General features: G+C 35.7%; 21 protein-coding genes. 11 read left to right on the top strand and 10 right to left on the bottom strand.

All coding sequences use genetic code 11. The annotated features are described in order from the left end of the window. Window positions 1–26 precede the first annotated feature (26 nt). From CQA38_RS04255 to CQA38_RS04265, 3 genes are all read left to right on the top strand, one after another. The gene (locus tag CQA38_RS04255) at window positions 27–1,739 is read left to right on the top strand and encodes a phosphoethanolamine transferase (RefSeq protein ID WP_137632753.1); all 1,713 of its coding nucleotides are present in this window, start codon (window positions 27–29) and stop codon (window positions 1,737–1,739) included. Between the two features lie 183 nt (window positions 1,740–1,922). Next, window positions 1,923–3,203: a major outer membrane protein gene (locus CQA38_RS04260; RefSeq protein WP_137632754.1), complete on the top strand. Its 1,281-nt coding sequence runs from the start codon at window positions 1,923–1,925 to the stop codon at window positions 3,201–3,203. A 201-nt stretch (window positions 3,204–3,404) separates the two neighbouring features. Then, on the top strand, window positions 3,405–3,608 hold the full coding sequence (locus CQA38_RS04265) for a hypothetical protein (RefSeq protein ID WP_137632755.1): 204 nt from the start codon (window positions 3,405–3,407) through the stop codon (window positions 3,606–3,608). Between the two features lie 102 nt (window positions 3,609–3,710). Here the strand turns inward: CQA38_RS04265 and CQA38_RS04270 are convergent, their stop codons facing one another. Both CQA38_RS04270 and CQA38_RS04275 read right to left on the bottom strand, forming a co-directional pair. Beyond that, the gene (locus CQA38_RS04270; protein ID WP_137632756.1) at window positions 3,711–4,043 is read right to left on the bottom strand and encodes a Spx/MgsR family RNA polymerase-binding regulatory protein; all 333 of its coding nucleotides are present in this window, start codon (window positions 4,041–4,043) and stop codon (window positions 3,711–3,713) included. Window positions 4,044–4,051: 8 nt separating this feature from the next. Further along, window positions 4,052–5,398, bottom strand: coding sequence for a class II 3-deoxy-7-phosphoheptulonate synthase (locus CQA38_RS04275; protein WP_137632757.1), 1,347 nt, complete (start codon window positions 5,396–5,398; stop codon window positions 4,052–4,054). Window positions 5,399–5,564: 166 nt separating this feature from the next. On the opposite strand from CQA38_RS04275, the gene CQA38_RS04280 reads away from it, so the two are divergent. Beyond that, window positions 5,565–5,927: a Rid family detoxifying hydrolase gene (locus CQA38_RS04280; protein ID WP_137632758.1), complete on the top strand. Its 363-nt coding sequence runs from the start codon at window positions 5,565–5,567 to the stop codon at window positions 5,925–5,927. Between the two features lie 97 nt (window positions 5,928–6,024). On the opposite strand, the gene CQA38_RS04285 is transcribed toward CQA38_RS04280, so the two are convergent. Beyond that, window positions 6,025–7,347 carry a major outer membrane protein gene (locus CQA38_RS04285; protein WP_137632759.1) on the bottom strand — a complete coding sequence of 441 codons (1,323 nt, stop codon included), beginning with the start codon at window positions 7,345–7,347 and terminating at the stop codon, window positions 6,025–6,027. A 284-nt stretch (window positions 7,348–7,631) separates the two neighbouring features. Between CQA38_RS04285 and CQA38_RS04290 the strand changes: the two genes are divergently transcribed. Then, on the top strand, window positions 7,632–8,312 hold the full coding sequence (locus CQA38_RS04290) for a F0F1 ATP synthase subunit A (protein ID WP_137632760.1): 681 nt from the start codon (window positions 7,632–7,634) through the stop codon (window positions 8,310–8,312). Continuing rightward, entirely contained in the window at window positions 8,309–8,503 is a 195-nt protein-coding gene (locus CQA38_RS04295; RefSeq protein WP_137632761.1) for a hypothetical protein, read from the top strand. Before CQA38_RS04290 ends, CQA38_RS04295 begins: the two co-directional genes overlap by 4 nt. On the opposite strand, the gene CQA38_RS04300 is transcribed toward CQA38_RS04295, so the two are convergent. After that, window positions 8,500–9,273 (bottom strand): hypothetical protein, encoded by a 774-nt coding sequence (locus CQA38_RS04300; protein ID WP_137632762.1) that lies wholly within the window; start codon window positions 9,271–9,273, stop codon window positions 8,500–8,502. The genes CQA38_RS04295 and CQA38_RS04300 overlap by 4 nt on opposite strands. Before the next feature lie 24 nt (window positions 9,274–9,297). After that, the gene (locus CQA38_RS04305; protein ID WP_137632763.1) at window positions 9,298–10,692 is read right to left on the bottom strand and encodes an SPFH domain-containing protein; all 1,395 of its coding nucleotides are present in this window, start codon (window positions 10,690–10,692) and stop codon (window positions 9,298–9,300) included. 95 nt (window positions 10,693–10,787) lie between these two features. Between CQA38_RS04305 and CQA38_RS04310 the strand changes: the two genes are divergently transcribed. The 4 genes from CQA38_RS04310 to CQA38_RS04325 all read left to right on the top strand — a co-directional run bounded on the left by CQA38_RS04310 (window position 10,788) and on the right by CQA38_RS04325 (window position 14,799). Then, window positions 10,788–11,768 (top strand): toxic anion resistance protein, encoded by a 981-nt coding sequence (locus CQA38_RS04310; RefSeq protein WP_137632764.1) that lies wholly within the window; start codon window positions 10,788–10,790, stop codon window positions 11,766–11,768. A gap of 1 nt (window position 11,769) precedes the next feature. Continuing rightward, complete coding sequence (locus CQA38_RS04315; protein WP_137632765.1) at window positions 11,770–12,405, top strand: hypothetical protein; 636 nt, start codon at window positions 11,770–11,772, stop codon at window positions 12,403–12,405. Between the two features lie 93 nt (window positions 12,406–12,498). Then, window positions 12,499–13,917 (top strand): Asp-tRNA(Asn)/Glu-tRNA(Gln) amidotransferase subunit GatB, encoded by a 1,419-nt coding sequence (gene gatB / locus CQA38_RS04320; protein ID WP_137632766.1) that lies wholly within the window; start codon window positions 12,499–12,501, stop codon window positions 13,915–13,917. Continuing rightward, window positions 13,918–14,799 (top strand): NAD(P)H-dependent glycerol-3-phosphate dehydrogenase, encoded by an 882-nt coding sequence (locus CQA38_RS04325; protein ID WP_137632767.1) that lies wholly within the window; start codon window positions 13,918–13,920, stop codon window positions 14,797–14,799. 82 nt (window positions 14,800–14,881) lie between these two features. On the opposite strand, the gene CQA38_RS04330 is transcribed toward CQA38_RS04325, so the two are convergent. Continuing rightward, window positions 14,882–15,340 (bottom strand): low molecular weight protein-tyrosine-phosphatase, encoded by a 459-nt coding sequence (locus tag CQA38_RS04330; RefSeq protein WP_137632768.1) that lies wholly within the window; start codon window positions 15,338–15,340, stop codon window positions 14,882–14,884. Window positions 15,341–15,393: 53 nt separating this feature from the next. Between CQA38_RS04330 and CQA38_RS04335 the strand changes: the two genes are divergently transcribed. Then, window positions 15,394–16,581 (top strand): MFS transporter, encoded by a 1,188-nt coding sequence (locus CQA38_RS04335; protein WP_137632769.1) that lies wholly within the window; start codon window positions 15,394–15,396, stop codon window positions 16,579–16,581. Here CQA38_RS04335 and CQA38_RS04340 read toward each other — a convergent pair. The 4 genes from CQA38_RS04340 to purD all read right to left on the bottom strand — a co-directional run bounded on the left by CQA38_RS04340 (window position 16,578) and on the right by purD (window position 22,626). Beyond that, on the bottom strand, window positions 16,578–18,725 hold the full coding sequence (locus CQA38_RS04340) for a polyribonucleotide nucleotidyltransferase (RefSeq protein WP_137632770.1): 2,148 nt from the start codon (window positions 18,723–18,725) through the stop codon (window positions 16,578–16,580). The two genes, CQA38_RS04335 and CQA38_RS04340, sit on opposite strands and share 4 nt — an antisense overlap. 133 nt (window positions 18,726–18,858) lie before the next feature. Then, complete coding sequence (locus CQA38_RS04345) at window positions 18,859–20,934, bottom strand: LPS-assembly protein LptD (protein ID WP_137632771.1); 2,076 nt, start codon at window positions 20,932–20,934, stop codon at window positions 18,859–18,861. Next, window positions 20,927–21,379, bottom strand: a complete 453-nt coding sequence (locus CQA38_RS04350; protein WP_137632772.1) for an RDD family protein — start codon at window positions 21,377–21,379, stop codon at window positions 20,927–20,929. The genes CQA38_RS04345 and CQA38_RS04350 overlap by 8 nt, the downstream gene beginning before the upstream one ends. Next, window positions 21,376–22,626, bottom strand: coding sequence for a phosphoribosylamine--glycine ligase (gene purD, locus CQA38_RS04355; RefSeq protein WP_137632773.1), 1,251 nt, complete (start codon window positions 22,624–22,626; stop codon window positions 21,376–21,378). Before purD ends, CQA38_RS04350 begins: the two co-directional genes overlap by 4 nt. Window positions 22,627–22,727 lie beyond the last annotated feature (101 nt).

Raw genomic sequence — 22,727 nt, forward strand, 5'->3', positions numbered from 1 at the left:
AGCCCTATTTTTAAAGGGGTTGTAAGATGTTTTATTATGATTCGCGTTTTGCAAAAAGCTTTATTTTGCTTTTTGTGTTAAACTCTTTTTTTATCACGCTAGCACAAATTTATAATCTTCCTAAACTTTTTGATGCGTATTGGTTTTACTCGTTTTTTTACCGCGAAAGTATGCTTTTTTGCACATATTTTTTAGCTTTTTGTTTGATTTATTTTATCAAGATACAATGGTTTCAAAAGCTCTTTTTAGCCTGTGTTATAACCTTAAGCGTGCTATTTTTTCTCATCAATCTTTTTATGCTGTATCATTTTGAAGTAACTTTAAATGATTATCTTGTAAGTGTGGCACTGCAAAGCGATCCAAGAGAGAGTAAGGAATTTTTCATCACTTATTTTGACTTGAAATTCTGCCTTTTGGCGTTTTTATTTTGCGTGCTTTTTTACCTTGTGTATAAGTATGCAAGGGCTTTAAAACAGGGGAGGGGGAGTCGCGTTATTTTGCTTGTGTTTGTTTTGCTTTTGCTTTTTGTTACCGCAGCTCATATTTTTAAATTTCGCCCACATTATGAAAGGGCTTCTGATGTGATATACAACACCGCAGTTGCTGTTAATGGAAGCTTGAAAAAGATTCTTTCTTCGATGAAAGAATACGAAAAAATCTCGCATGATTATGATGCGTTTATTAAAGATTTAAACTACACTCAAGCAAGCAAAGAAGATCAAATTCAAAATCTTGTTTTAATCATCGGTGAATCCGCACAAAGAAATCTAATGCAAATTTATGGTTATAAGCTTAAAAATACTCCAAATTTAAGCAAGCTTAAAGATGAAAAACCTAAGAATTTGCTTGTATTTGATGATGTTATCTCTTCAAGAGCTACGACTTATGAGTCTCTTTCGCAAGTTTTAAGCTTTGCAAATCAAGAAAATAGTAACAAAGAATGGTTTGAATACCTTAATCTTATCGATGCGATGAGACTTGGAGGCTATAAAAATATAAATATTTCCAATCAAGAAAAATTCAGTATCTTTGACAAGGCTTCAACGACGATTTTTGGGCGAAGTGATGAGGTGCATTGGGCGAGTTTAAGCTCGTATTTTGAAAACTCAAAACCTGATGAGAAAATTTTACCCCTTATCGATAAAGTCTTAGCCAAACAATACAAACCCTTGTTTTTAAGCGTGCATATCATGGGAAATCACGCCATATACTATAACCGCTATCCAAAAGAATTTGCTGTTTTTAGCGAAAAAGATATACAAAGCAAATTTGGCAAGAAAACAAGGGCAGAGTATGCAAATGCTGTGCTTTATACGGATCTTGTGTTAAGCGAAGTGATTAAGAAATTTCAAGATACAGATAGTCTTATCATCTATATCAGCGATCATGGCGAAGATGTGTATGATAGTGGCGAAGAATACCAGCTTCACAACGATGTAAAAATCAACCGCTTTATGGTAGAAGTGCCTTTTATCATCTATGCAAGCGATACTTTTCAAGCAAAGCACCCAAAAGCTTATGAAAAGATAATTAAGGCTCAAAATCGCCCTTTTATGCTTGATGATCTTGTCCATGCTATCATTGATATAGCTGGCTTTAATATAGACGGCTTTGAAGCAAAGCGAAGTCTTTTTGCTGATGATCCTAGCTTTTTAGAAAATAGGGCAAGAAAAGTAGGCAAAAGCGCTCAAAAAGATTATGATAAAGAGCTGAAAAATCAGCTTTTTAATACCAAATAAAAACAAAAATACAAAATGCCTTGTAAGATACAATTTATCTGCAAGGCACTTAAAAAAGGTTTTGTAAGCTGTGAGTTTCTAAGAAATCATTAAAATTAAAATACAAATTTATACTCATTCTTATTTTAATTTCAAAATTTTTGTGTTATAATAGTGGAAATTTATTTTTAGAAAGGAAAGAAAATGAGTAAAAAGATCACACTCTCACTTGCAGGGTTTGTAGCGTTAAGCTCTTTTGCAAGTTTAAATGCTATCTCTTTAGAAGAAGCGATTAAAAATGTTGATTTTACAGGAACTTTAAGATATCGTTATGATACTTTTAGAGAAAAAGGTGCAGCAGAGCAAACTGATAGCCAACTTCATAAAATGAGAGCACAGCTTGGTGCAGCTGCAAATATAGGCGATGGCTTAAAAGTCGTTGGTATGCTTGATTATAATTACGATGGTGCTGCAGATGATGGTGGTTATGGTGCTGGCTCAAGCACAAAGACAAATCAGCCTTTTTATCTAAGAGAAGCATATTTGCAATATGACGCTGCTGATTATGGCACAAGCATAATGCTCGGTCGTCAGTCTTTAAATACGATTTGGACAGACAATGATATAGACGGCTCAGTAGGTATGGTCGGTAAAATCATCAACCAAAGCTTAGAAGGCGTTACACTTGCTGCATTTGCTGTAGATAGCGTTAATGATGATGGGGATTTTGTAGGTGCTGGAGAAGATGTCGGACTTGGAAATACAACTTTTGTTGATCTTAAAGATGCCATTTTCGCGCAAAATCTTTATGGTGCAGCTGCTATTATCGACTATAGCGAACAAGCTGGTGTTACAGGACAACTTTGGGTAGGTTATGTGCCAAATAGAACCACACTTTATGCTGTAGATGCTGGATATACTTTAGCGATTAATGATCAGTTAAGTTGGGGCTTACAAGCTCAATACCTTGGCAACAGCACAGAAGACTTCCTTAAAAACCGCAATATCGAAGGTGGCTCACTTTATACTATAGCAGGCACACTTGAAGGCTATGGTTTTGACGGCACTTTAGGCTATACTGCGTATGGTAAAGATGATGCAACAACCTTTAATGTGCTTGAAGATATGGGTGATATTATCACAGCTGGTGAGGAAATTCAAAATGCCAATGGCTCAAGCTTGCATGGCTCTTTAGGTAAAAATCAATTTGTTTTTGCAAGTGCTGGTTATACCTTTAATGATATCGTGCGTGTGGGTGCTGATTATGTTTTTGGTGGAACTAAAGTCAAAGAAAATGTATTAGATAGAAGCGGAGCAGGTAAGAAACAAGAAATCGTAGGTAGAGTGGATTATAACTACAGCGAAAAACTTGTTTTTTCAGGCTTTTACTCTTATATAACTCAAAAGTCTGATTATCTTTCTAACAGAGGGTATGATGATCCAAAACAAAACAATATCCGCTTTCAAGCCGAGTATAAATTCTAAGCTTGCTTGATAGCTTTTCTTGCTCCTTTTTGGGGCAAGAGCTTTTGAATTTTTATCACAAAACAACTCAAGCTAAATTTTTTAAATAGTCTTTATTGCAAGATACAAAGCGATTTATTTTATTTTCATTCACTTGTATTTTTATCTTATTTAGCGAAAAATGTTATCATTGAGTAAAGATAAATAAACAAGGAAAAAGTTTTGAAAAAGAGTATTTTTACTTTGGTATTGCTAGGAGTGTTTGTAAATTTATCAGCCCAAAGTCTTGATGAGCTTTTTAAAGATAAAGAAGTAAAGGTTTCAGGTGAATTGCGTTTGCGGTATGAAAAGCAAAATGCAAGTGATAAAAGTTTGCTAAGGGATCAAAAAGGCTCTAAAGCAACCCTAAATCTTAGTATAGAATAACAAATTTAAAAGTTATTTCGTATCGCTAAAAGCTTTTGTAAAAAGCCTAATTTACTTGATAAACATATGACTTTTTAAGCCATTATCAGCAAAAATAATGAGTTATTTGCTTATAAGTTCGTATTCTTTGCCGATAAAAAGCTGATTGTCTTTTTCAATCACTGGGCGTTTGATGAGGCTAGGATTTTCAAGAATGAGCTTAAAAAGCGTTTTTTCATCACTACTTGCAAGCTTTTCTTTATTTAGTCCTAGCTTTTTTGCAGTGGTGCCAGCTGTGTTGATAAGCTCGCTAAAACTTTTCTTTTCAAGCCACGATTTTAAAGTCTTTTCATCAAGCTTTTTAATGTCTAAAAACGCATACTCAAAGCCTTTTTCGTTTAAAAAATTTAAGCCCTTTTTAACGCTATTGCAGTTTTTGATCCCATATACTTTCATATATTTCCTTAGGCTTTTCTTGCTTTTTTAACCAAATCAGCGATTAAAAAGGCAAGCTCAAGGGCTTGATCGGCATTTAAACGCGGATCGCATTGTGTTTCGTAGCGATTTTGCAAGCTTTCTGCGGTTACATTGCTTGCCCCACCGGTGCATTCGGTTACATCTTGTCCAGTCATTTCAAGATGAACGCCGCCCGGGTAGATACCCTCGCTCATTGAAATTTCAAAAAACATTTTTACTTCCTGCATAATCTTATCAAATTCTCGTGTTTTGAAATTCCCAGCCTTTGTGGTGTTGCCGTGCATTGGATCTATGCTATAAACGATATTTAAGCCTTCTTTGCTCAGTTCTTTAAAGATATGAGGTAAATTTGAGGCGATTTTATCTGCGCCCATTCTAATGATGATATTAAGCCTTCCAGCTTCATTTTTAGGATTTAATGCCTGTGCTATAGCCTTGATATCATCGGCTTTTGCACTTGGTCCTATCTTTACGCCTAAAGGATTTTTAACCCCACTTAAAAAATGAATATGCGCTTCATCAAGCCCACGCGTTCGCTCTCCTATCCAAAGCATATGAGCTGAGCAGTCATAAATTTCACCGCTTAAGCTATCAACCCTTGTCAAAGCTTCTTCATAAGGCAAAAGTAAGGCTTCATGAGAGGTATAAACTGAAGTTTCTCTTAAACTTGGCGAATTTGCAGCAGTAATCCCACAAGCTTGCATAAACTCAAGAGCTTGTGTGATCTTTTCGCTTAGTTCATCATACTTACTTCCAAGCTCAGCCTTTTTCAAAAAGCCTAAATTCCAGCGATGCACTTCATGCAAATCAGCCAAACCACCTTTAGCAAAGGCACGAAGTAAATTTAAAGTCGTCGCGCTTTGATAATACGCTTCTATCATACGTTTAGGATCAGGTTCTCTTGCTTCTTTGCTAAAGTCAAAACCATTGATAATATCGCCTCTATAGCTTGGTAATTTTACACCATCAAGCTCTTCAAAGTCCGCACTTCTAGGCTTTGCAAACTGCCCAGCAAGACGCGCGATTTTCACTATAGGACAGCCTCCAGCAAAGGTAAGCACGATCGCCATTTGCAAGAGAAGTTTAAACATATCGCGGATATTTACAGCTCCAAAGTTTGCAAAGCTTTCCGCGCAATCGCCACCTTGAAGCAAAAAAGCTTCTTTTAAAGCGACTTTTTCAAGCTTAGCTTTTAAGTTGCGAACTTCGCCAGCAAAGATAAGTGGAGGCAGTTTTTCAAGACGCGCTAAAACCTCGTTGAGCTCCTTTTCATCGCTATAAGTGGGCTGTTGTTTAATGGGATAATTTTTCCATGAATTTTTTGTCCAAGTCATTATTAAAACCTTAATTTTATATAAATTTTGGCGAGATTATAGCAAAAAATGCTTTAAATTAGGCTTTTGATTTGAGTTTTTTTGTGATTTTGGCTTATTTTTGATAAGAAATTTAAAGCTTAGATATGTTAAAATAAGACTTTGAATTTATAAAAAAGGAGCAGTAATGCAAACTTATCCAAAAGCAGTAGGTGCTTATTCTGCGTTTAGAAAAGCGGGGGATTTGATCTTTATATCAGGACAACTTGGGCTTGATCCACAAACAAATGAGCTTGTCAAAGGCGGTGTTGGCGAGCAAACAAAGCAAGCTTTAAATAATATAAAAGCGATTTTAAAAGAAAATGGCTTAGAAATAAGTCAAGTTGTAAAAACTATGGTGCTTTTAAGTGATATAAGTGATTTTGCGATAATGAATGAGGTGTATGAAAAAGAGTTTCAAGCTCCATTTCCAGCCCGTTCAGCCTTTGCAGTAAAGGATTTGCCAAAAGGAGCAAAGGTAGAGATCGAAGCTATCGCGTATAAAGCGTAGGTGGGTTTTAAGGTTTGCGCTTTGGCTTTGCATATTGATGATAAAGCTATTTTTTGAAATAACACAAAGAGGCACAAAGCCTCTTTGTAAAGCATGATTAGAATTTATAAAGTGCTTGGAAACGCACAGTGTTCTTTTTAGAATCATAATCAGCTTGTGCATTAGCTGGCAAATCAGCCTTTGTATCAAGATATGAATACCAAAGCAAGAAGTTAAGGTTTTTGTTGTAATTATAATTTACTTCCGCGACAGCTTCCATTTTATCGCCCCCACCTAGACTAGCAGAAGTTGTGGCATTGCCAGTATCAGCAGCAGTTGCACCATAGATAAATTGAACGCCAAGTCTAAGATCAGATGGAAGAGTATAACCAACCTTTGCATAACCAAAAGTGCTTTGTCCAAAGCTATTTGTGATATTAGAGCCTTTCATATAGAAAATTTCTTTACCAGCTGGTAAAATAGCGCTGCTGTAATCTTCGATGAAATTTACACTAAACTCGCCTTTTTTACCATACATCAAGCCACCAAGTGTGCCATCAAAGCCATAACCTTTAATCGTTCCGTTAAGTTGGACAAAATTTCCATTTGCGACTTTATATTGCATTCTCTCAACTCTATCTTTTAAAGCAGAATCAACAGAGTTTCCTAAGTAATTTACTTGCAGAGTCCAGCTTAAGTCTTGATCGATAGGCAAGCCGTATTTTATATCAAGGGCATAAAAAGTCGCTCTTTTGTTAAGATAGGCTAACCAAAGTTGAGTATCAAGGCTTGCACCGCTCAAATCATACGCACCAATAGCTGCCACACCATAGAGGTTTTGTCTAAAAACAAAGTCACCAAGAGAAGCAGCTGTAGAAGCATCATTTGTATAATCATCTAAGTCTTTAAACGCTCTATCAGGATCCCTATCAAAGCTATCTACAGCATAAGCGGCCAAAGTTAAGCCATCAATACCAATATAAAGAGCTTTTGCAGCCATTCCTACCATATCTGTAGTCCAAATGGTGCCAAGTTCTTGCCTACCCCAGATGAAGCTAGTGCCATAATCAGCTAAGTCATATTGCAAATATGCTTGACGAAGTTTAAAAGGGCTGTCTGTTTGGGCTTTGTTGCCTGCTCCATAACCGCCGTTTGCGTCGTTGCCGTATTCAGTTTGTCCAAATACTTTGAAGCCATCGCCAATATCAGCTTTTGCACCTATTCTTGCACGAAATCTATGGGTTTGTTTTGCATTTTGACCTTGCACAGCACTTTGAGCGCCTCTATTTTCTCCATCCCAAGCACCTGTGTCATAGCGGTATCTTAACTGACCTGTAAAATCCACATTTTTAATCGCATCTTCTAAAGAGATCGCACCCAAGCTCGTAAAAGAGCTTAACGCCATACAGCCTACAAGGCTTAACATAATTTTTTTACTCATTTTTCTCCCTTTCAAAAAGTAAAATTATAAACATTCTAACACATAATCATAGGCTTAATATCAAAATAGGGCATAAAATTTACATTTTGGTTACAAAATGTTTAAATTTTTGATAAAACGAATTTGCTATATGATGAAAATAAAAGTCTTGTTGTTGCAAATTTTTCTAGTTTTTTTGAATTGAAAGTAAAGACTTAACATTTTATTAACGAAAATGACTTTTTGCACGCACAAATTAAGAAAAATATGTTACAATAAAGCTTAAATTTCATTAAGGAAAATCAATGAAAGATTTGTTTTTGTTTAGCGCTTTGCTTGATCCAAGTCACACCTTTTCGTATTTCTTTCACCTTGCCTTAGTAGCCGTGATTTCAGTGCTTTTAGCAAGATTTGCGACTCGTTCTATGCAACTTGTGCCTCGTGGGACGCAAAACCTAGCTGAAGCATATCTAGAGGGCATTTTAAGTATGGGACGTGATACCATGGGGAGCGAAAAAGCAGCTCGCAAATATCTCCCACTTGTAGCCACTATCGGTTTTATCGTATTTTTTAGCAATATCATCGGCATAATACCAGGCTTTCACGCACCATCAGCCAGTCTTAACCTTACAGCGACTTTGGCTATAGTTGTTTTTGTGTATTATCATTTTGAAGGTATTCGCACTCAAGGCTTTTTGAAGTATTTTGCACACTTTATGGGTCCTGTACCAGCAATCGCTCCTTTAATGTTTCCTATAGAGATAGTATCGCATTTTTCTCGTATCATTTCATTATCTTTTCGTCTTTTTGGTAATATCAAAGGCGATGATTTGTTTTTGATGGTTATACTTGCTCTTGTGCCTTATATCGCACCACTTCCAGCGTATGTTTTGCTAACTTTTATGGCGTTTTTGCAAGCTTTTATTTTTATGATCTTAACTTATGTGTATCTAGCTGGTGCAACCGTGGTTGAGGAAGGTCATTGATCTATATTTATGAATTTTTAAAAGGTGCTAGCGTAGCTTTAATGCTCTTTGGCGCCTTTTATCTTTTTATGCTTTTTCATCATTCTTTTATCTATCTTGCTTTGGGTGCTCTTCCGGGTTTTGCTTTGTTTGTGCTTGTTTGCTTGTGTATAGAAAATTTAAATTTAAGAAAGAAATTAGAAAAAAGCTAGTTTATTATAAAATAAACTATCAAAGCAAATAAATACATCATAAAAACAAGAATACTTGATTTTTTTGAAGAAAACCATGTTTTCTTTATCTTTTTTCTTTTGTTTAAATTTATTAGATTTTGAATTTGTTTTTGTTCTTGTTCAAATTGCTTGTATTGATCTGAAAGGAAAGAATCTATTTCTTGTGAATTTTCTATTTTGCGGATAAGTTCATCAAACTCACTATCACCCTTAAAATACTCATAGAGTGTGTGCGTAGTGTTTGGTTTTGCTGGCTCTTTTTGTGAGTTTTTTTGAGTAGAGCTGAAAAATTGTTCTTTGTGTGAGTTTAAATCATTTTTATTATGCTGAGTGAAATCTTGCTTTTCTGGTTGCGGGATAGACTCTTTTTTTTCTTGCTTTTGCTCATTGGGAAAATGAGAATTTGTAGTGTTTTGCTTATTTGTTTCTTGCTTTAAGGCATTAGAGCTGTCGTTTTTACTTAAGTCTGGCTGATCTTGCACAGATATAAAGTCTTCTTGAGCTTTTATCTTATGTTGCTTTTTTCTTTCTTTTAAAGAGTGTTTGAAATTTGTTTCTTGAATGCTTGTGTTATTAATAAAATCTTGTGTTTTCTTTTGATCTTCTTTTTCATCGAGGATAGTTTGGAGATTTTTTTCTAAATTTTGGGTGTAATCTTCAAGTCTTTTGCCAAAATCTCGTGCTTTTTCTATTCTTCTAGATCGCCTTTGTTCCCTTCTTTGCTGGGCATTTTGCAAAAACTCATTCATCTTTAGCCTTGAAAAAGCTTATATTCAAGCTTTTTCATTTTTATTTTTTGAACTGAGTTTATCAAGTAAATTTTTGCCTAGTTCACTTTGTGCAAGCCCTTCAAGCATAGCGCCAAGTTGTGTGCCACCTTTAGCAGAGAAGAACTCACTTACACTTTTTAGCCCTTCATTGACATTGCCATTATTTGCATTTGCAATGATTTTAATATCAGCTTTATCAAGGGCTTTTGCCTGTTCAATCCCTATGGCTTGAGAAGCTTCAATTTGGCGGATTGAGATGAGGTAGTTTTGATAGCCTTGATTTTCTCCTATTTCTTGAGCAAGAGAAATTTGTGCTTCAATCGGTGCCATTTGCATAAGTTTTTCACTTTGAGCCTTTGCAGCACCTTCAAGCTCTATACCCTTTGACTCCTTGCTTTTCATTTCAAGCAAAGCCTCAGCTTCTCTTTTTTTAGACTCAAGCAAAGCCTCAGCTTTTAAAATATCTTTTTGTTTATCACCCTCTGCGTTGATAATCGCTGTTTGTTTGATCTCTTCAGCCTTTACGACATTAACATCCTTAGTAATCTCAGCTCTCTTAACATCAGCGACTTTCACAACTTCCATTTCTTTTTCTTTGGTAACCTTTTCTTGCTCTTTGACGAGTTGAGCTGCTTTTTGAGCGGATATATCAACTTCTCTTTGAGATTCAACGGTTTTTAGCCCTACAACTTGCTTTGCGATTTGTTCTTGAATTTGGGTAGCTTGTTCAGCGTTGATCTCGGCTATCTCTGCATTTTTGATATTTTCTGCTACTTCTACACGGCTTTGCATTTCTATCAAAGACTTTTTCTTTTCCATTATATTGCGGATCACACTAGAATCTTGACTATCTCTTATATCCATAAGTTCAAGATTTTTAACCGTCTCAACACCCCAGCTTGCAAGCTGTTCTCTTACTTCTTTAGTAAAACTATCTCCAAAAGTGCTTCTTGAGTGCATAATATCTTCAATTTCATGAGAAGAAAGTATGGTTCTAACCGAACCTTGGATGATGGCACGAAGTTGTTCTATAAGCTCATCAAAGCTACTTACTCTTTGAGCAGCAACATTTGAATCCTTAATGCGAAAAAAAGCGGTAATATCCACGATAAAAGGCACTCTGCCCTTATCATACGCTTCATAACCATTTAGATTGATATCAAAAACAGAAACAGGTAAAACGATCTTAGTGACCCCAAAAATAGGCATCCAAGAAGGCCATTCATAGTAAGTATTGCCATTTCCAGTATCCTTACCATAAGAAGTTGTGCTTTTGGCTGATTGGATAATATGCACTTCATTTGTCGCTACTACGCGTCTAAAAAGCATAGCTATAAAGACGATTAAAGCAAGCAAAATAACAAAAAAGCCAAGTATAGATGAGATCAAGGTAAGCATTTTATATCCTTAAAATTTAAAAAATTGCAAAATTATAACATTTATTTTTTTAAAATCAAATTTATGTTACAATTCAAGTCAAAAAAAGGAAAAAAATGTCAAATGCCCTTATACAAAGCCTTGATACAGCACTTAATGAAAACAAGCTTACTCGAGATATTATCGATGAGTTTGATCAAGAAGAAAAAAGGCTTTCAAACGCACTTTGTGAAAATATCAAGGGCAATGTAGCGCATTTTGAGCAAAGTGATAGCTTTATCTTTGATGCATTAAGTAAGATTAAAGAAAATATCGATGCTATCAATCCACATAATTTTAAGCTTTCTTTTTTTGATAAAATTTTTGGCAAACAAAGTCAAAAATTTAAAAGGTATTTTGAAAAATTTAACTCAAATAAAAGCTTTTTAGATCAGCTTTTAAACAAGCTTGAAGAAGGAAAACAAATTCTTTTAAGAGATAATATCGCTCTTGAACTTGAAGCACAAAAAAATGCAGATTTAAGCAAGCTTTTGCAAGAAAAACTTGCCCTTGTAAAAGAAGCTGATGTGTATGCCCAAAACAAGCTTTTAGAGCTTGAAGATGAATTAAAAACAGAATTTGAAAAGCAAATTTTGTTTATTTTGAAACAAAAAATCATAGATTTAAGCCAACAAATTGCTGTGCATACTCAAGGTGAGCTTGCGATAAAAACGCTGATAAATAACAATAAAGAACTCATCAATGCTGTTGAAAGAACAAAGGCTGTAACACTTAATGCTTTAAGCGTAGCCATCATTACTTCTCAAGGCTTAGAGCAACAAAAACGCGTTTTAGAGGCTGTGCAAGGCATAAACGAACAAACAAGCGATTTAATCGCACACAATGCAAAGGAGCTTAAAGAGCAAGCTAAAGCTATACAAGAAGGAGCAAGCGAGGCAGTGCTTGATATGGATAAGCTCAAAGTCGCTTTTGATGATGTTTTAGAAGCTTTAAAAAGCACTCAAGAATACAAGCTCAATGCCTTACCAAAAATGAGAGAAAATATCAAAATATTTGATGATTATCTTGCAAAAATGATGAGTTTTAACAAGGCTTGATTTGGCTCATTTTGTCGATAAATTAAATGAAAATTTAGAAAAAATTGATAATTTAGAGCTTTCATTTTACGAAAAAGATTTGCTTTTTAGTGCCTATTATCATCATTTAAACCATCTTAAAATCAGCCCTCAGGCAAAGGAATTGATGCAAAAACTTGGCATAAGTTTTAAACATAAAAATATCCTTGTTGCTTCATCTTCAAGCTTTGAAGCTCAAGAAAACAAAGAGTATAAATTTGACTTTTTTGAGTGCAAAGAGCAAATGCAGTTTTTGCAAAATCAAAGCGAGCATTTTTTAAAGCAGATCAAACAAATTTTAAATGAAGTTTTAGATAAACACGAACTTACTTTTTCAAAAATCAATACAATATATAATAAGCTCACTCAAAATAAGGCTCAACTTGAACAAGCTTTAAATGAACTTATAGATAATTTTACGCAAGGATTTAACGATCTTGAAACAAAGCTTCAAGAAGAGCTTAGGTATAAAGGCAATATGCTTTTAACTCAGCTTAATGAGCAAAAAAATCTAGCTGCAAAATTATGCTTTAAAATGCTTGAGCTTAAAAATAAAGAAAAAAGCAAACAACATGAATTACAAGCACTTATCAAAGAACTTGATGCGTATTTAAGATGATGAAAATCAAGCTTTTTAAAGCATTTTTAAACTCTTTTAAACACAAAAAAGATATAATAAAGCAAAAAGTTCTTAAAAATAAAGGAAATATAAATGTTTGAGCTTGTCATAGGACTTGAGGTTCATACCCAGCTAAATACCAAAACTAAAATTTTTTGCTCTTGTGCGACTTCTTTTGGAGAAGAGCCAAATACCAATGTCTGCCCTGTTTGCCTAGCCTTACCAGGAGCTTTACCTGTTTTAAATGAAGAAGCTGTGAAAAAGGCTGTATCTTTTGGTAGGGCTATAAAGGCAAAAATCAATGAAAAGAGTATATTTAACCGCAAAAATTATTTTTATCCAGATTCTCCAAAGGCGTATCAAATTTCACAATTTGACATTCCTATAGTTGAAAATGGCGAGCTTTTCATCAAGCTTGGCGAGCAAAACAAACGCATAGGTATTACAAGAGCTCACTTAGAAGAAGATGCAGGCAAAAATATCCATGAAGCAAGTTTTTCTAAGGTTGATCTTAATCGTTGTGGCACTCCGCTTTTAGAGATAGTCAGTGAGCCTGATTTAAGAAGTGCTGATGAAGCGGTGGCGTATCTTAAAAAACTGCATTCTATCATACGTTTTTTAGATATTTCAGATGCAAATATGCAAGAGGGTAGTTTTAGGTGCGATGTCAATGTAAGCATTCGTCCAAAGGGCGATGAGAACTTTTATACAAGGGTTGAGATTAAAAACTTAAATTCCTTCCGCTTTGTGCAAAAAGCTATAGAATATGAGTTAGCAAGGCAAAGTGCGGCTTGGGAAGATGGCACTTATGAAAAAGAAGTGGTGCAAGAAACAAGGCTTTTTAATACCACGACTTTAACTACTCGTTCAATGAGAGGTAAGGAAGAAGCGGCTGAGTATAGGTATTTTCCTGATCCTGATTTATTGCCTGTATTTTTAAAGCCTTCCATGCTTAATGCCAGCTTACCTGAGCTTCCAGATGAGAAAAAAGCTCGTTATATGAGTGAGCTTGGTATAAAAGAAAGCGATGCTGAAGTGCTGATAACAAGCCTTGAATTAAGCCGCTTTTTTGAAAGCTTAATCGCTAGAAAATTAAGCCCAAAACTTTGCGTAGCTTGGCTTACAACTGAACTTATGGGGCTTTTAAAGGGCGAGCTTACCATAGAAAATTCACCTATTGATGCAAATAAGCTTGGGGATTTAATAGCTCGCATAGAAGATGGCACTATCTCAGCAAAAGCAGCAAAAGAAGTGCTTGCCTTTGTGTTTAAAAATGCAAATTTTAGCATAGATGAAGCTATAGATAAGCTTGGTTTGAAGCAAGTTAGTGATGATGGTGCTATTGAACAAATCATCACTGAAGTTTTAGAAAAAAATGCCGATAAAGTCGCTGAATATAAAAGTGGTAAGGATAAACTCTTTGGCTTTTTTGTCGGACAAGTGATGAAAGAGGGTAAGGGCGCGTTTAATCCAGCAAAAGTTAATGAACTTCTTAAAGCAAAGCTTGGCTAAATGATCGCTATTATAGGAGCTGGCAAGTGGGGTAGTGCCTTGCAAGATGCTTTTTTGCAAAATCAGCCTTGTCTCATTAGCTCGCCTCACACAAGGACTTTGCCTCATTTTGTAAGTATGGCTGAGGCTTTAAAATGTGAATATCTTGTGCTTGCTTTATGGGCTCAAGGACTTGAAGCTTGGCTTAAAGAGAATTTCAAGGACAAGGGGCAAAAAATTTTGCTTGCTTCAAAGGGCATAGATACAAAGTCTTGTAAATTCTTAGATGAGCTTATGGCTGAGTATGTTTCAAGAGATAGAATTTGTGTTTTAAGTGGTCCAAGCTTTGCAGCTGAGATTATGCAAAAATTACCTTGTGCCTTAGTCGTAAGTGGGGAAAATGAAAAACTTTGCAAGGAATTTGCAGGCTTTTTCCCCTCTTATATCAAAGCCTATGTTGATGATGATGTGCGTGGGGCTGAAATTTGTGGAGCGTATAAAAATGTTTTAGCTATAGCCAGTGGGATAAGTGATGGTTTAAAACTTGGCAATAACGCAAGGGCAAGTTTGATCGCAAGAGGACTTGTTGAAATGCAAAGATTTGGCAGCTTTTTTGGAGCAAGTAAGCGGACATTTTTGGGACTTTCTGGGGCTGGGGATTTGTTTTTAACCGCTTCTAGCGTGCTTTCAAGAAATTATAGGGCTGGACTTTTACTAGCTGAGGGCAAAAATAAAGATGAGATTATAAGTGAGCTTAAGGAGGTGGTAGAGGGCATACCAACAGCCTTTGCTATAGAACAAATGGCAAATAAACATGAAATTTACACCCCAATAGTTAGCGAAGTGGCTCAAATTTTAAGAGGAAAAAGTGTAAAGCAGAGTTTAAAAGACTTGTTAAGCTAAAGTGCGCCGTAGCTTTTTTGTATCGCGGTGATATAAGATTAGCTTACTAAGCTTTAAAGCTGAATTTTTTACTAAAGAGTGCTTATAGCTCTTGTTGCAAGTGTTTGCAAAGTCCTTCGCAAGCTTTTAAGATAAGTTCGTGGCATTCTTCAAAGGTGTTTGTATAGTAAGGATCAGGTATTTCTTTGTCAGTATTTTCACAAAAGTCTAAAAGATAAAAAAGCTTGTTTTCAAGCCCTTTAAAGTTGCTTTGCACGGCTTTGTAATTCATCTTATCCATAACAAGTATAAGTTCGCTTTCATCGCAAAGCTTTTGGGTGAGTTTTTTGCTGATAAAATGTGTTACATTTATGCCTTTTTCACTGAGCTTTTTCTTTGTTCTTTTATCCATATCTTCTCCATCATGATAGCCTGCTGTGCCTGCACTTGTGATGCTTAGCTTATCATTTAAGCCGTATTTTTGTGCTAAGTTTTTCATCACAAATTCAGCCATAGGCGATCTGCAGATATTTCCAAGACAAACAAAACAAATTTTCTTCAAAGCCTTATCCTTAATTCAGTAAAAATTTCAAATTCATATAATACAATATTTTTATGAGAAATTTCAAGAAAAATCTTCTTATTTGCTGGTTTGGCGTCTTTACTACAAGTATGGGTTTATCGCAACTTGCTCCTATTTTACCTTTTTATATACGCTCTTTAGGGGTAAGTGAGTATGAGCAAATCACTTTTTATTCTGGGCTTTGCTTTGGTATAACGGCTTTGATGATGGCTTTTTGCTCGCCTTTTTGGGGGCATTTAACCAACCGCTTTGGTTCAAGATTGATGCTTTTAAGAGCAAGTTTTGGTATGGCTTTTTTAACCTTTTTTCTTGCTTTTGTGCAAAATGTGGAGCAAATCATCATCATAAGGACTTTAACGGGTTTGGTTTCAGGTTTTACTTCAGCCGCTATTGTTTATATCGCTTTAATCTCGCCAAAAGAAAAAGCAACCTATGCCCTAGCCACGCTTTCCACAGCTTCGGTGAGTGGAAATTTGATAGGTCCTTTGTTTGGGGGTTTGTTTGCTGAGCTTGTAGGCATTCGGGCTTTATTTGTTGTAATCGCCGCACTTTTATTTTGCTCTTTTTTAACGACTTATTTTTTCATCAAAGATAAGGGCAGGGTAGATGAGGGTGTGGATTTAGAATTTAGTCAAACAGGAGCTTTGAAGCAGAATTTAAGCCTCTTGCTTACACTTTTTGCCCTTACTTTTATCATACAAGTAGGCTTTAATGCGGTTATGCCTATTATGTCTTTGTTTGTTGAACAAATTCATCACTCAGCACATTTTATCGCTCTTTGGGCTGGGCTTGTTGTGGCTGCAAGTGGGGTAAGCAATATCATCTTTGCTCCAAAGCTTGGTAAAATAGCTGATAAGATAGGAGCTGGAAAGGTTTTGCTTATAGCACTGGCTTTTTGTGCAGTGATTTTTTATTTGCATTCTTTGGTAGAAAATATCATCACTTTAATTTTCTTGCGTTTGCTTTTGGGTGTGGGACTTGGTGGGCTTGTGCCTTGTGTGAATGCTTTGTTTAAAAAGATCGTGCCTCAAAAAAAGCTTGGCTTGGTTTTTGGCTTCAATCAAAGTGCTTTTGCGCTTGGAAATTTCATCGGTTCTGTAAGCGGAGGCTTTTTGGCTGGGCTTTATAGTATAGAATTTGTTTTCAAGATGATTAGCGTGATGTTTTTGGTTTTTGCTCTTTACTTTGCTATCTTGCAAAGAAAGAGCATTTTTGCTTAAGCAAGATCAAGAGATACCTTGCCGTTTTTGAGTTCATTTACTTTGACACGGATAAGATCATTTTCTCTTAAATCACCTTTGATTTTAGAGCTATGCAAAAGCCCATCAACGCCGTCTCTAAGCTCGATAAAAGCCCCAAAAGGAGCGATATTTTTAACCCTGCCTTCAAAAACTTCGCCTATCTCAAAAGGCAAATGATCTTTTTTAAAGCCTCGTTTTTTATCAAATTTGCTTTCTTTTGAAACGATGTTGATGATATAATCTTTTGCAGCTTTAACCTGTTCGTTTTTGGCTCCAGCGATTTTTACCTCGCCTTTGTCTCTGTCAAGATCGATTGCTACTTCAAATTTTTCAATGATTTCTTTGATAGTTTTGCCTGCTTGTCCGATAATCTCAACGATTTTTGAAGGATCAACGCTGAAAAGCTCAAGTTTTGGTAAAATTTCTTCGTTGATAACGATTTCTTTTTCAGCTTCTTCCATGATGTTTAGTATGTGTAATCTTGCGTCTTTAGCTTGCAATAAAGCTCTTTGTAATGTGTTTTTGTCTATACCACCAAGTTTGATATCCATTTGCAAGGCTGTAATGCCATCTTTGCTTCCAGCGACTTTAAAGTCCATATCCCCATCATGATCTTCTAAGCCCATAATATCGGTTAAAACAGCTGTTTTTCCTTCTTCAAACACAAGCCCCATCGCTACTCCAGCTACAAGCTTAGCTGTTTTTACCCCAGCTGCTCTTAATGCCAAAGCCCCGCCACACACGCTTGCCATAGAGCTTGAGCCATTGCTTTCTAAAATTTCAGATACAAGACGGATCACATAAGGATAATTTTCATCAACACTAGGATATAAAGCTCTTTTTGCTAGATTTCCATGCCCTAGCTCTCTTCTACCCGGTGCTTTCATAGGGCTTGCTTCGCCTACTGAAAAGCCCGGAAAATTGTAATTTACCATAAATCTTTCGCTTATACTTGTTTTTTCGGTAAGCAAATCAATCATTTGAGCGTCCGCATCTGTGCCTAAAGTCGCTACCACAAGGGCTTGAGTTTGTCCTCTTGTAAAAAGACAAGAACCATGTGCGTTAGGCAATAAATTTGTTTCTATGCTGATAGGTCGCACCTCATCTAAGCTTCTACCATCAGCTCTTTTGCCTTCATTGATGATACCTGATCTTACAAATTTTCTTTTAACTTTATTTAAAGCACTCATTATCGCTTCTTTATCTTCGCTTGCCTTGCTTTTAAGTATGATTTGGGCGATTTTTTCAAGCTCGACAGCTCTTTCGCTTTTTGCCATTTGATAAAGAGCGGCTTTGATTTCGTTAGAATAATTTTTTTCGATATACTCAGCAAGCTCACTGTGCTCTTCTATGATTTTAAGTTCAATTTCACCTTGTTTTTTGTGTTTGTTAAAGGCTTCTTCATAAGCATTTGAGCCATTTTCTATAGCTTGCATACCAAATTCCAAAGCCTTAATCATCGCATCTTCGCTTAATTCATTCATATTTTGCATGCCGCTTGTTAAATTCTCAGCAAAATTACTCTCAAGAGCTAAATTTTCAGTATCATAGCTTGGTAAAGTTCTCATTTCTATCATCAAAAGTTCATCTTTAACGCCAGCTAGATAGAGATCTAGATTGCTTTTTTTAAGTTCAGAGCAAGTTGGATTTAAGATAAACTCACCTTCAATTTGCGCTATTCTTACTCCGCAAACAGGAGCTTTTATCTCTATATCACTTAAATATAAAGCCACGCTTGCTGCATTTAAGCTCATTACTTGAAGATCAACTTCGCTATCAGCTGAAAGCACCATAACAACGATTTGTGTAGGATAAGCATAACCTTTTGGAAAAAGTGGTCTTAAGCTTCTGTCGATAATGCGCGCTGTAAGTGTTTCAGCATCGCTTGGTTTGGTTTCTCGCTTGATATATCCGCCTGGAATTTTTCCAGCCGCATATGCTTTTTCGATATACTGCACAGTTAAGGGCAAAAAATCTTCCTCAACTGGTGTATTTTCCCTTGCAACTGTGGCTAAAACCACGCTTTTGCCTTGACGCATCAAAACAGCTCCACTGGCTTGTTTTGCTACCTTGTCAATATCAAAAATTTCAAGATGATTATTCAGCTCTATGCTATATGTCATCGTTTCTCCTTTAAAATTTAACGATGAATGAGAACAAAGCTTGTTAAATTTTTCATCAAAAGCTTAACAAGCTTTTCTTTCATCGCTCGTTATAATTTATACCCAAAAAAAGATAACTTTGTCTAAACACGCGCTACAAACTACCGACTTGACTTTCATTTTCTTGTAAAGAAAAGTCATACTGCACGCCACCTATTGGGTAGAAATTAAACACAAAATATACGCCATTTTTAGATTTTGCATTAATTCCAGCACTTGTAAGTTGTGGATCAATTCGTTCTTTATAGACTATAGAATAATTCCAACACTTTCGCTGAAAAGTATAGCCTACTTCCCAAGCATTTAAATGTGCTCTTTGTGTATCAAACCACACTCCTGAAAAAAGCTTATAGTTAATATTTGGCGAATAATCCACCCTCGCTCCTATGAAGCTGTGCTTTGTGCTGGTTAAGTTTTCGCTCGCATCATTTTTGTAAGCATGGGTAAAATTAAAATTAAATTTTTGTAAATTCATATCAATTTGACTAATAACTTTTGTAAAACGAGTTTGCGAGTAAGAATATTCAGCTTCATTACTCACAGAAAAATTCTCAGCAAAAAAATACTGCATTAAATTTTGAAAATCTGTAAATTTTTGAGTTTTGGTATCATAGTTGAAATTCAGGCGATGTTTGAGTTTTTTTTCAGCTTCTTTGTTGTAAAAGTATTGACTAATCTTAAGATTTAAGCCATCATCAAAGTCTGTGGGACGCAAAAAATCCTGAGTGATTTCTCCGGTGCTTGCTCCTCTTAAAACATAATCAAGTTCTAAATTTAAAGTATGGTAAAAGTTGTTGTATGCTTTTGCAAGATCAGTATATAAAGCAAGGTTGTGATAATTTTGAATTAAGTATTCTTTATCCTTACCTCTTGTTCTCCTTGTATAGTCTGCAAAAGAAGCGATAAAAGTTTCAGTGAAATTAAACTGCAAAAAATCATCAAAAAGTGCTTGGTGGTAAGTCAGTGGCAAATTTGCATTCATAAAATTTGCATACACGCCCTCACTTCTATAATAGCGGTTAAAAGTGCCATCATAAGAATACTGAAATATATTATCAAAAATTCCGTCTAAAAAGCGGTGGTATTGAAAAGAAGGATATTCTTGCAAAGTTGCAGCATTGCTAATGGCTGAGGTATCGATATAATACCTTGCATAAGCAGCATAATAATTATTTTCATCAGCTAAAAAATAATTCATCTTTGAAGTTGCAAGTGAGGTTAAATCTCTATAATCTCTACGCCCCAAATTCAAATAATCCACATCATTAAGATAAATCGCATCAAGCCACAAGCCTTCTTGAAAATTGTCTCCAAGAGCAAAGTAATTTTTTAAAAAATCTTGCCTAAGGTATTTAAGCTCCACGCCATCATGACTTTGATTTTTTAAGCCTTCTTTTTCAAAATAATCCTTTCTTTCTCTAAAATATCCAGCATTAAGCTCACCACTTGAGTAAGCTGAGTCCATAAAACGCAAGGTAGAATACACCCCAATGCCTCTTTGAGCTCTAATTTGTGGATCAAATTCTATATCATAATGCTCATCAAAAACAAGATAAATGGGCTGTTCATAAAACAAGCCATCATTTCTGTTAAACTCTATCTTTGGGATTAAAAGTCCGCTTTTTCTTGAGGTATCAACGCTAAAACCAAAATAAGGCAGATAAAAAATCGGGATATTTTTCACATAAAGTTTAGCATTATAAATATGTAAAAAGTTATTTTCTCTGTTAAGCTCGCCTTCACTAAATTTAAGCTGCCAATCCGGATTTTCGACATTACAGCTTGATACGATGGAGTTTTGTCCTATGAAATTTTTATCATTGAGTTCGCTTTTTTGGCTTTGAAACCATACTTCAAGATCGTTATTTGCAAAAAAAAAGTTTTCAAAATTAGCTTCGTTGTTTTCAAGATTAAGCTTTGCATAACACGCTGTAGATCGCTCTTCTTTGCCTCTTAAAACACTAATATCACCAAAAAGCTCGACTTCTTTGCTTGTTTCGTTGTATATAGCTTTATCAGCCTTGATAAAATACAAATCAGAAAAGATTAAAACTTCATCGTTAGCCTTGATAAGCTCGCCTTCTTTTTGCACGGATTTAGCATAAAAATCAACTTGCGCTGCTTCTAAAAAAAAGCATAAAGACAAAAGCACAAAGCTAATTTTACGCAAGCTCGATCACCAAAGTTTTAGCAACATAATCTTGCCATGTTTTTTTCAGATCATTTCCCAAAGCCCATGCAAAGCCAAGAAAAAAAGCTGAGCTGCTGATTTGCCTAACTACTGCTCTTAAAGCACTTTGGGCTAAATTTGGCTTATCAAATAAAGCTTGATCAACCACAGCGATTTTACACAGCATTTTTCCAAGCGTAGCGCCATAAAAAGAGATGAAAAGAGTGTGGTAGCAAAATTGCAAAAATACAAGTGCAAAGCTATAATTTGCAAGCATATTCATCATCTCAAGACTATCTTTAGCATTGCTAAGTTGCTCGTAAAAGACAAAGAAAACGATTAGGCTTAAAATAAAATCATCAACCAAAAAGGCAAGCACCCTTTTGCCAATGCTAGCTATTTTTAAGCCTTCCCTGTCAAGCTTGTCAAGTATATCATTATTCATTTTAAAACCTGAAAAGCTATGTCTTTTCTGTATTGTTTTCCTTCAAATTCCACATTTTCGCAAAGTTCATAAGCTTTATTTCGAGCTTCTTGTATGCTTTTGCCAAGTCCAACACACACAAGCACTCTGCCTCCATCAGCAAAAAGCTGTCCGTTTTCTAAACTCACTCCAGCGTAAGAAATATGGGTATTTTCTGGAATTTCTTTGATATAAATAGGCGTTTTTTCAGAGCTTGAATAAGGATAATTTTTACTCGCACACACCACACCCACAGCAAATTCATCTTTAATTTTAATCTGTGTGTGTTTAAGTCTTTTTTCAACACACGCTAAGATAAGTTCTAAAGGATCGTCAAGCAAAGGCATAAGCACTTCGCATTCTGGGTCGCCAAAACGCACATTGTATTCCAAAACAAAAGGCTTGTTATTAACAACCATAATGCCAGCAAAAAGCACGCCATTAAATTCATTACCATCGGCTTTCATGCCATTTAGCGTTGGTATGATGATGTCTCTTTGAATGCGTCTTAGTAAGTTTTCATCAGCTAAGGTGCTTGGTGCGTAAGCTCCCATACCTCCTGTGTTTGGTCCTTTATCATTGTCTTTGAGTTTTTTATGATCTTGAGCAACCGGCAAAAGCACAAAATCCGTGCCATCACACACCGCAAATACGCTTAATTCAAAGCCATCTAAAAACTCTTCGATAACGATAAGTTTGCCTGCGTCGCCAAAGCTTTTGCCACTAAGCATATCTTCGCTTGCTTTAAAGGCTTCTTCATAGCTTTGTGCGATGATAACGCCTTTGCCAGCACATAAACCATCAGCTTTGATGACGATTGGCGGTGTGAGTGTTTTGATAAAAGCTTTTGCTTTTTGCAAATCGCTTGTGTTGAGAAATTTTGCCGTTTTGATCTTGTGTTTTTTTAAAAAACTTTTCATAAAAGACTTTGAAATTTCAAGCATAGCCGCAGCTTTTGTTGGTCCAAAAATAGGGATATTATTTTGTCTAAAAAGATCAACCACACCTTGTGCTAAAAAGCTTTCACCGCCGACTATACAAAGATCAAATTCCTTTGCTTTTGCATAGCTTGCGATGACGTTTATGTCTTTTAAATTTAAATTTGTGCCAAGCTCGCTTGTAGCTGCGTTACCGGGCGCAAAAAAAAGTTCTATGTTTTTGGGACTTTGCTTTAAAGCTAAAGCGATAGAATACTCTCTAGCCCCACTGCCTAAGATTAAAATTTTCATAAATATCGCTCCAAATGAAACCCAAATGGTCGTTTGCTAAGATCTGACCCCAAAAAGTCAAGAAAACCACTAGGCAAACACTTAAGGCTGCAGCTTCTCGC

Origin of the sequence: Campylobacter sp. MIT 12-5580 (assembly GCF_005406235.1) — a bacterium.
GTDB lineage: Bacteria > Campylobacterota > Campylobacteria > Campylobacterales > Campylobacteraceae > Campylobacter_D.

Excerpts from the sequence above, each read along its gene's own strand:
- CQA38_RS04305 (WP_137632763.1), bottom strand. The coding sequence starts at position 10,692 with ATGCTTACCTTGATCTCATCTATACTTGGCTTTTTTGTTATTTTGCTT.
- CQA38_RS04310 (WP_137632764.1), top strand. The coding sequence starts at position 10,788 with ATGTCAAATGCCCTTATACAAAGCCTTGATACAGCACTTAATGAAAAC.
- CQA38_RS04275 (WP_137632757.1), bottom strand. The coding sequence starts at position 5,398 with ATGACTTGGACAAAAAATTCATGGAAAAATTATCCCATTAAACAACAG.
- CQA38_RS04285 (WP_137632759.1), bottom strand. The coding sequence starts at position 7,347 with ATGAGTAAAAAAATTATGTTAAGCCTTGTAGGCTGTATGGCGTTAAGC.
- CQA38_RS04290 (WP_137632760.1), top strand. The coding sequence starts at position 7,632 with ATGAAAGATTTGTTTTTGTTTAGCGCTTTGCTTGATCCAAGTCACACC.
- CQA38_RS04255 (WP_137632753.1), top strand. The coding sequence starts at position 27 with ATGTTTTATTATGATTCGCGTTTTGCAAAAAGCTTTATTTTGCTTTTT.
- purD (WP_137632773.1), bottom strand. The coding sequence starts at position 22,626 with ATGAAAATTTTAATCTTAGGCAGTGGGGCTAGAGAGTATTCTATCGCT.
- CQA38_RS04350 (WP_137632772.1), bottom strand. The coding sequence starts at position 21,379 with ATGAATAATGATATACTTGACAAGCTTGACAGGGAAGGCTTAAAAATA.
- CQA38_RS04340 (WP_137632770.1), bottom strand. The coding sequence starts at position 18,725 with ATGACATATAGCATAGAGCTGAATAATCATCTTGAAATTTTTGATATT.
- CQA38_RS04300 (WP_137632762.1), bottom strand. The coding sequence starts at position 9,273 with ATGAATGAGTTTTTGCAAAATGCCCAGCAAAGAAGGGAACAAAGGCGA.
- gatB (WP_137632766.1), top strand. The coding sequence starts at position 12,499 with ATGTTTGAGCTTGTCATAGGACTTGAGGTTCATACCCAGCTAAATACC.
- CQA38_RS04325 (WP_137632767.1), top strand. The coding sequence starts at position 13,918 with ATGATCGCTATTATAGGAGCTGGCAAGTGGGGTAGTGCCTTGCAAGAT.
- CQA38_RS04260 (WP_137632754.1), top strand. The coding sequence starts at position 1,923 with ATGAGTAAAAAGATCACACTCTCACTTGCAGGGTTTGTAGCGTTAAGC.
- CQA38_RS04280 (WP_137632758.1), top strand. The coding sequence starts at position 5,565 with ATGCAAACTTATCCAAAAGCAGTAGGTGCTTATTCTGCGTTTAGAAAA.
- CQA38_RS04270 (WP_137632756.1), bottom strand. The coding sequence starts at position 4,043 with ATGAAAGTATATGGGATCAAAAACTGCAATAGCGTTAAAAAGGGCTTA.
- CQA38_RS04335 (WP_137632769.1), top strand. The coding sequence starts at position 15,394 with ATGAGAAATTTCAAGAAAAATCTTCTTATTTGCTGGTTTGGCGTCTTT.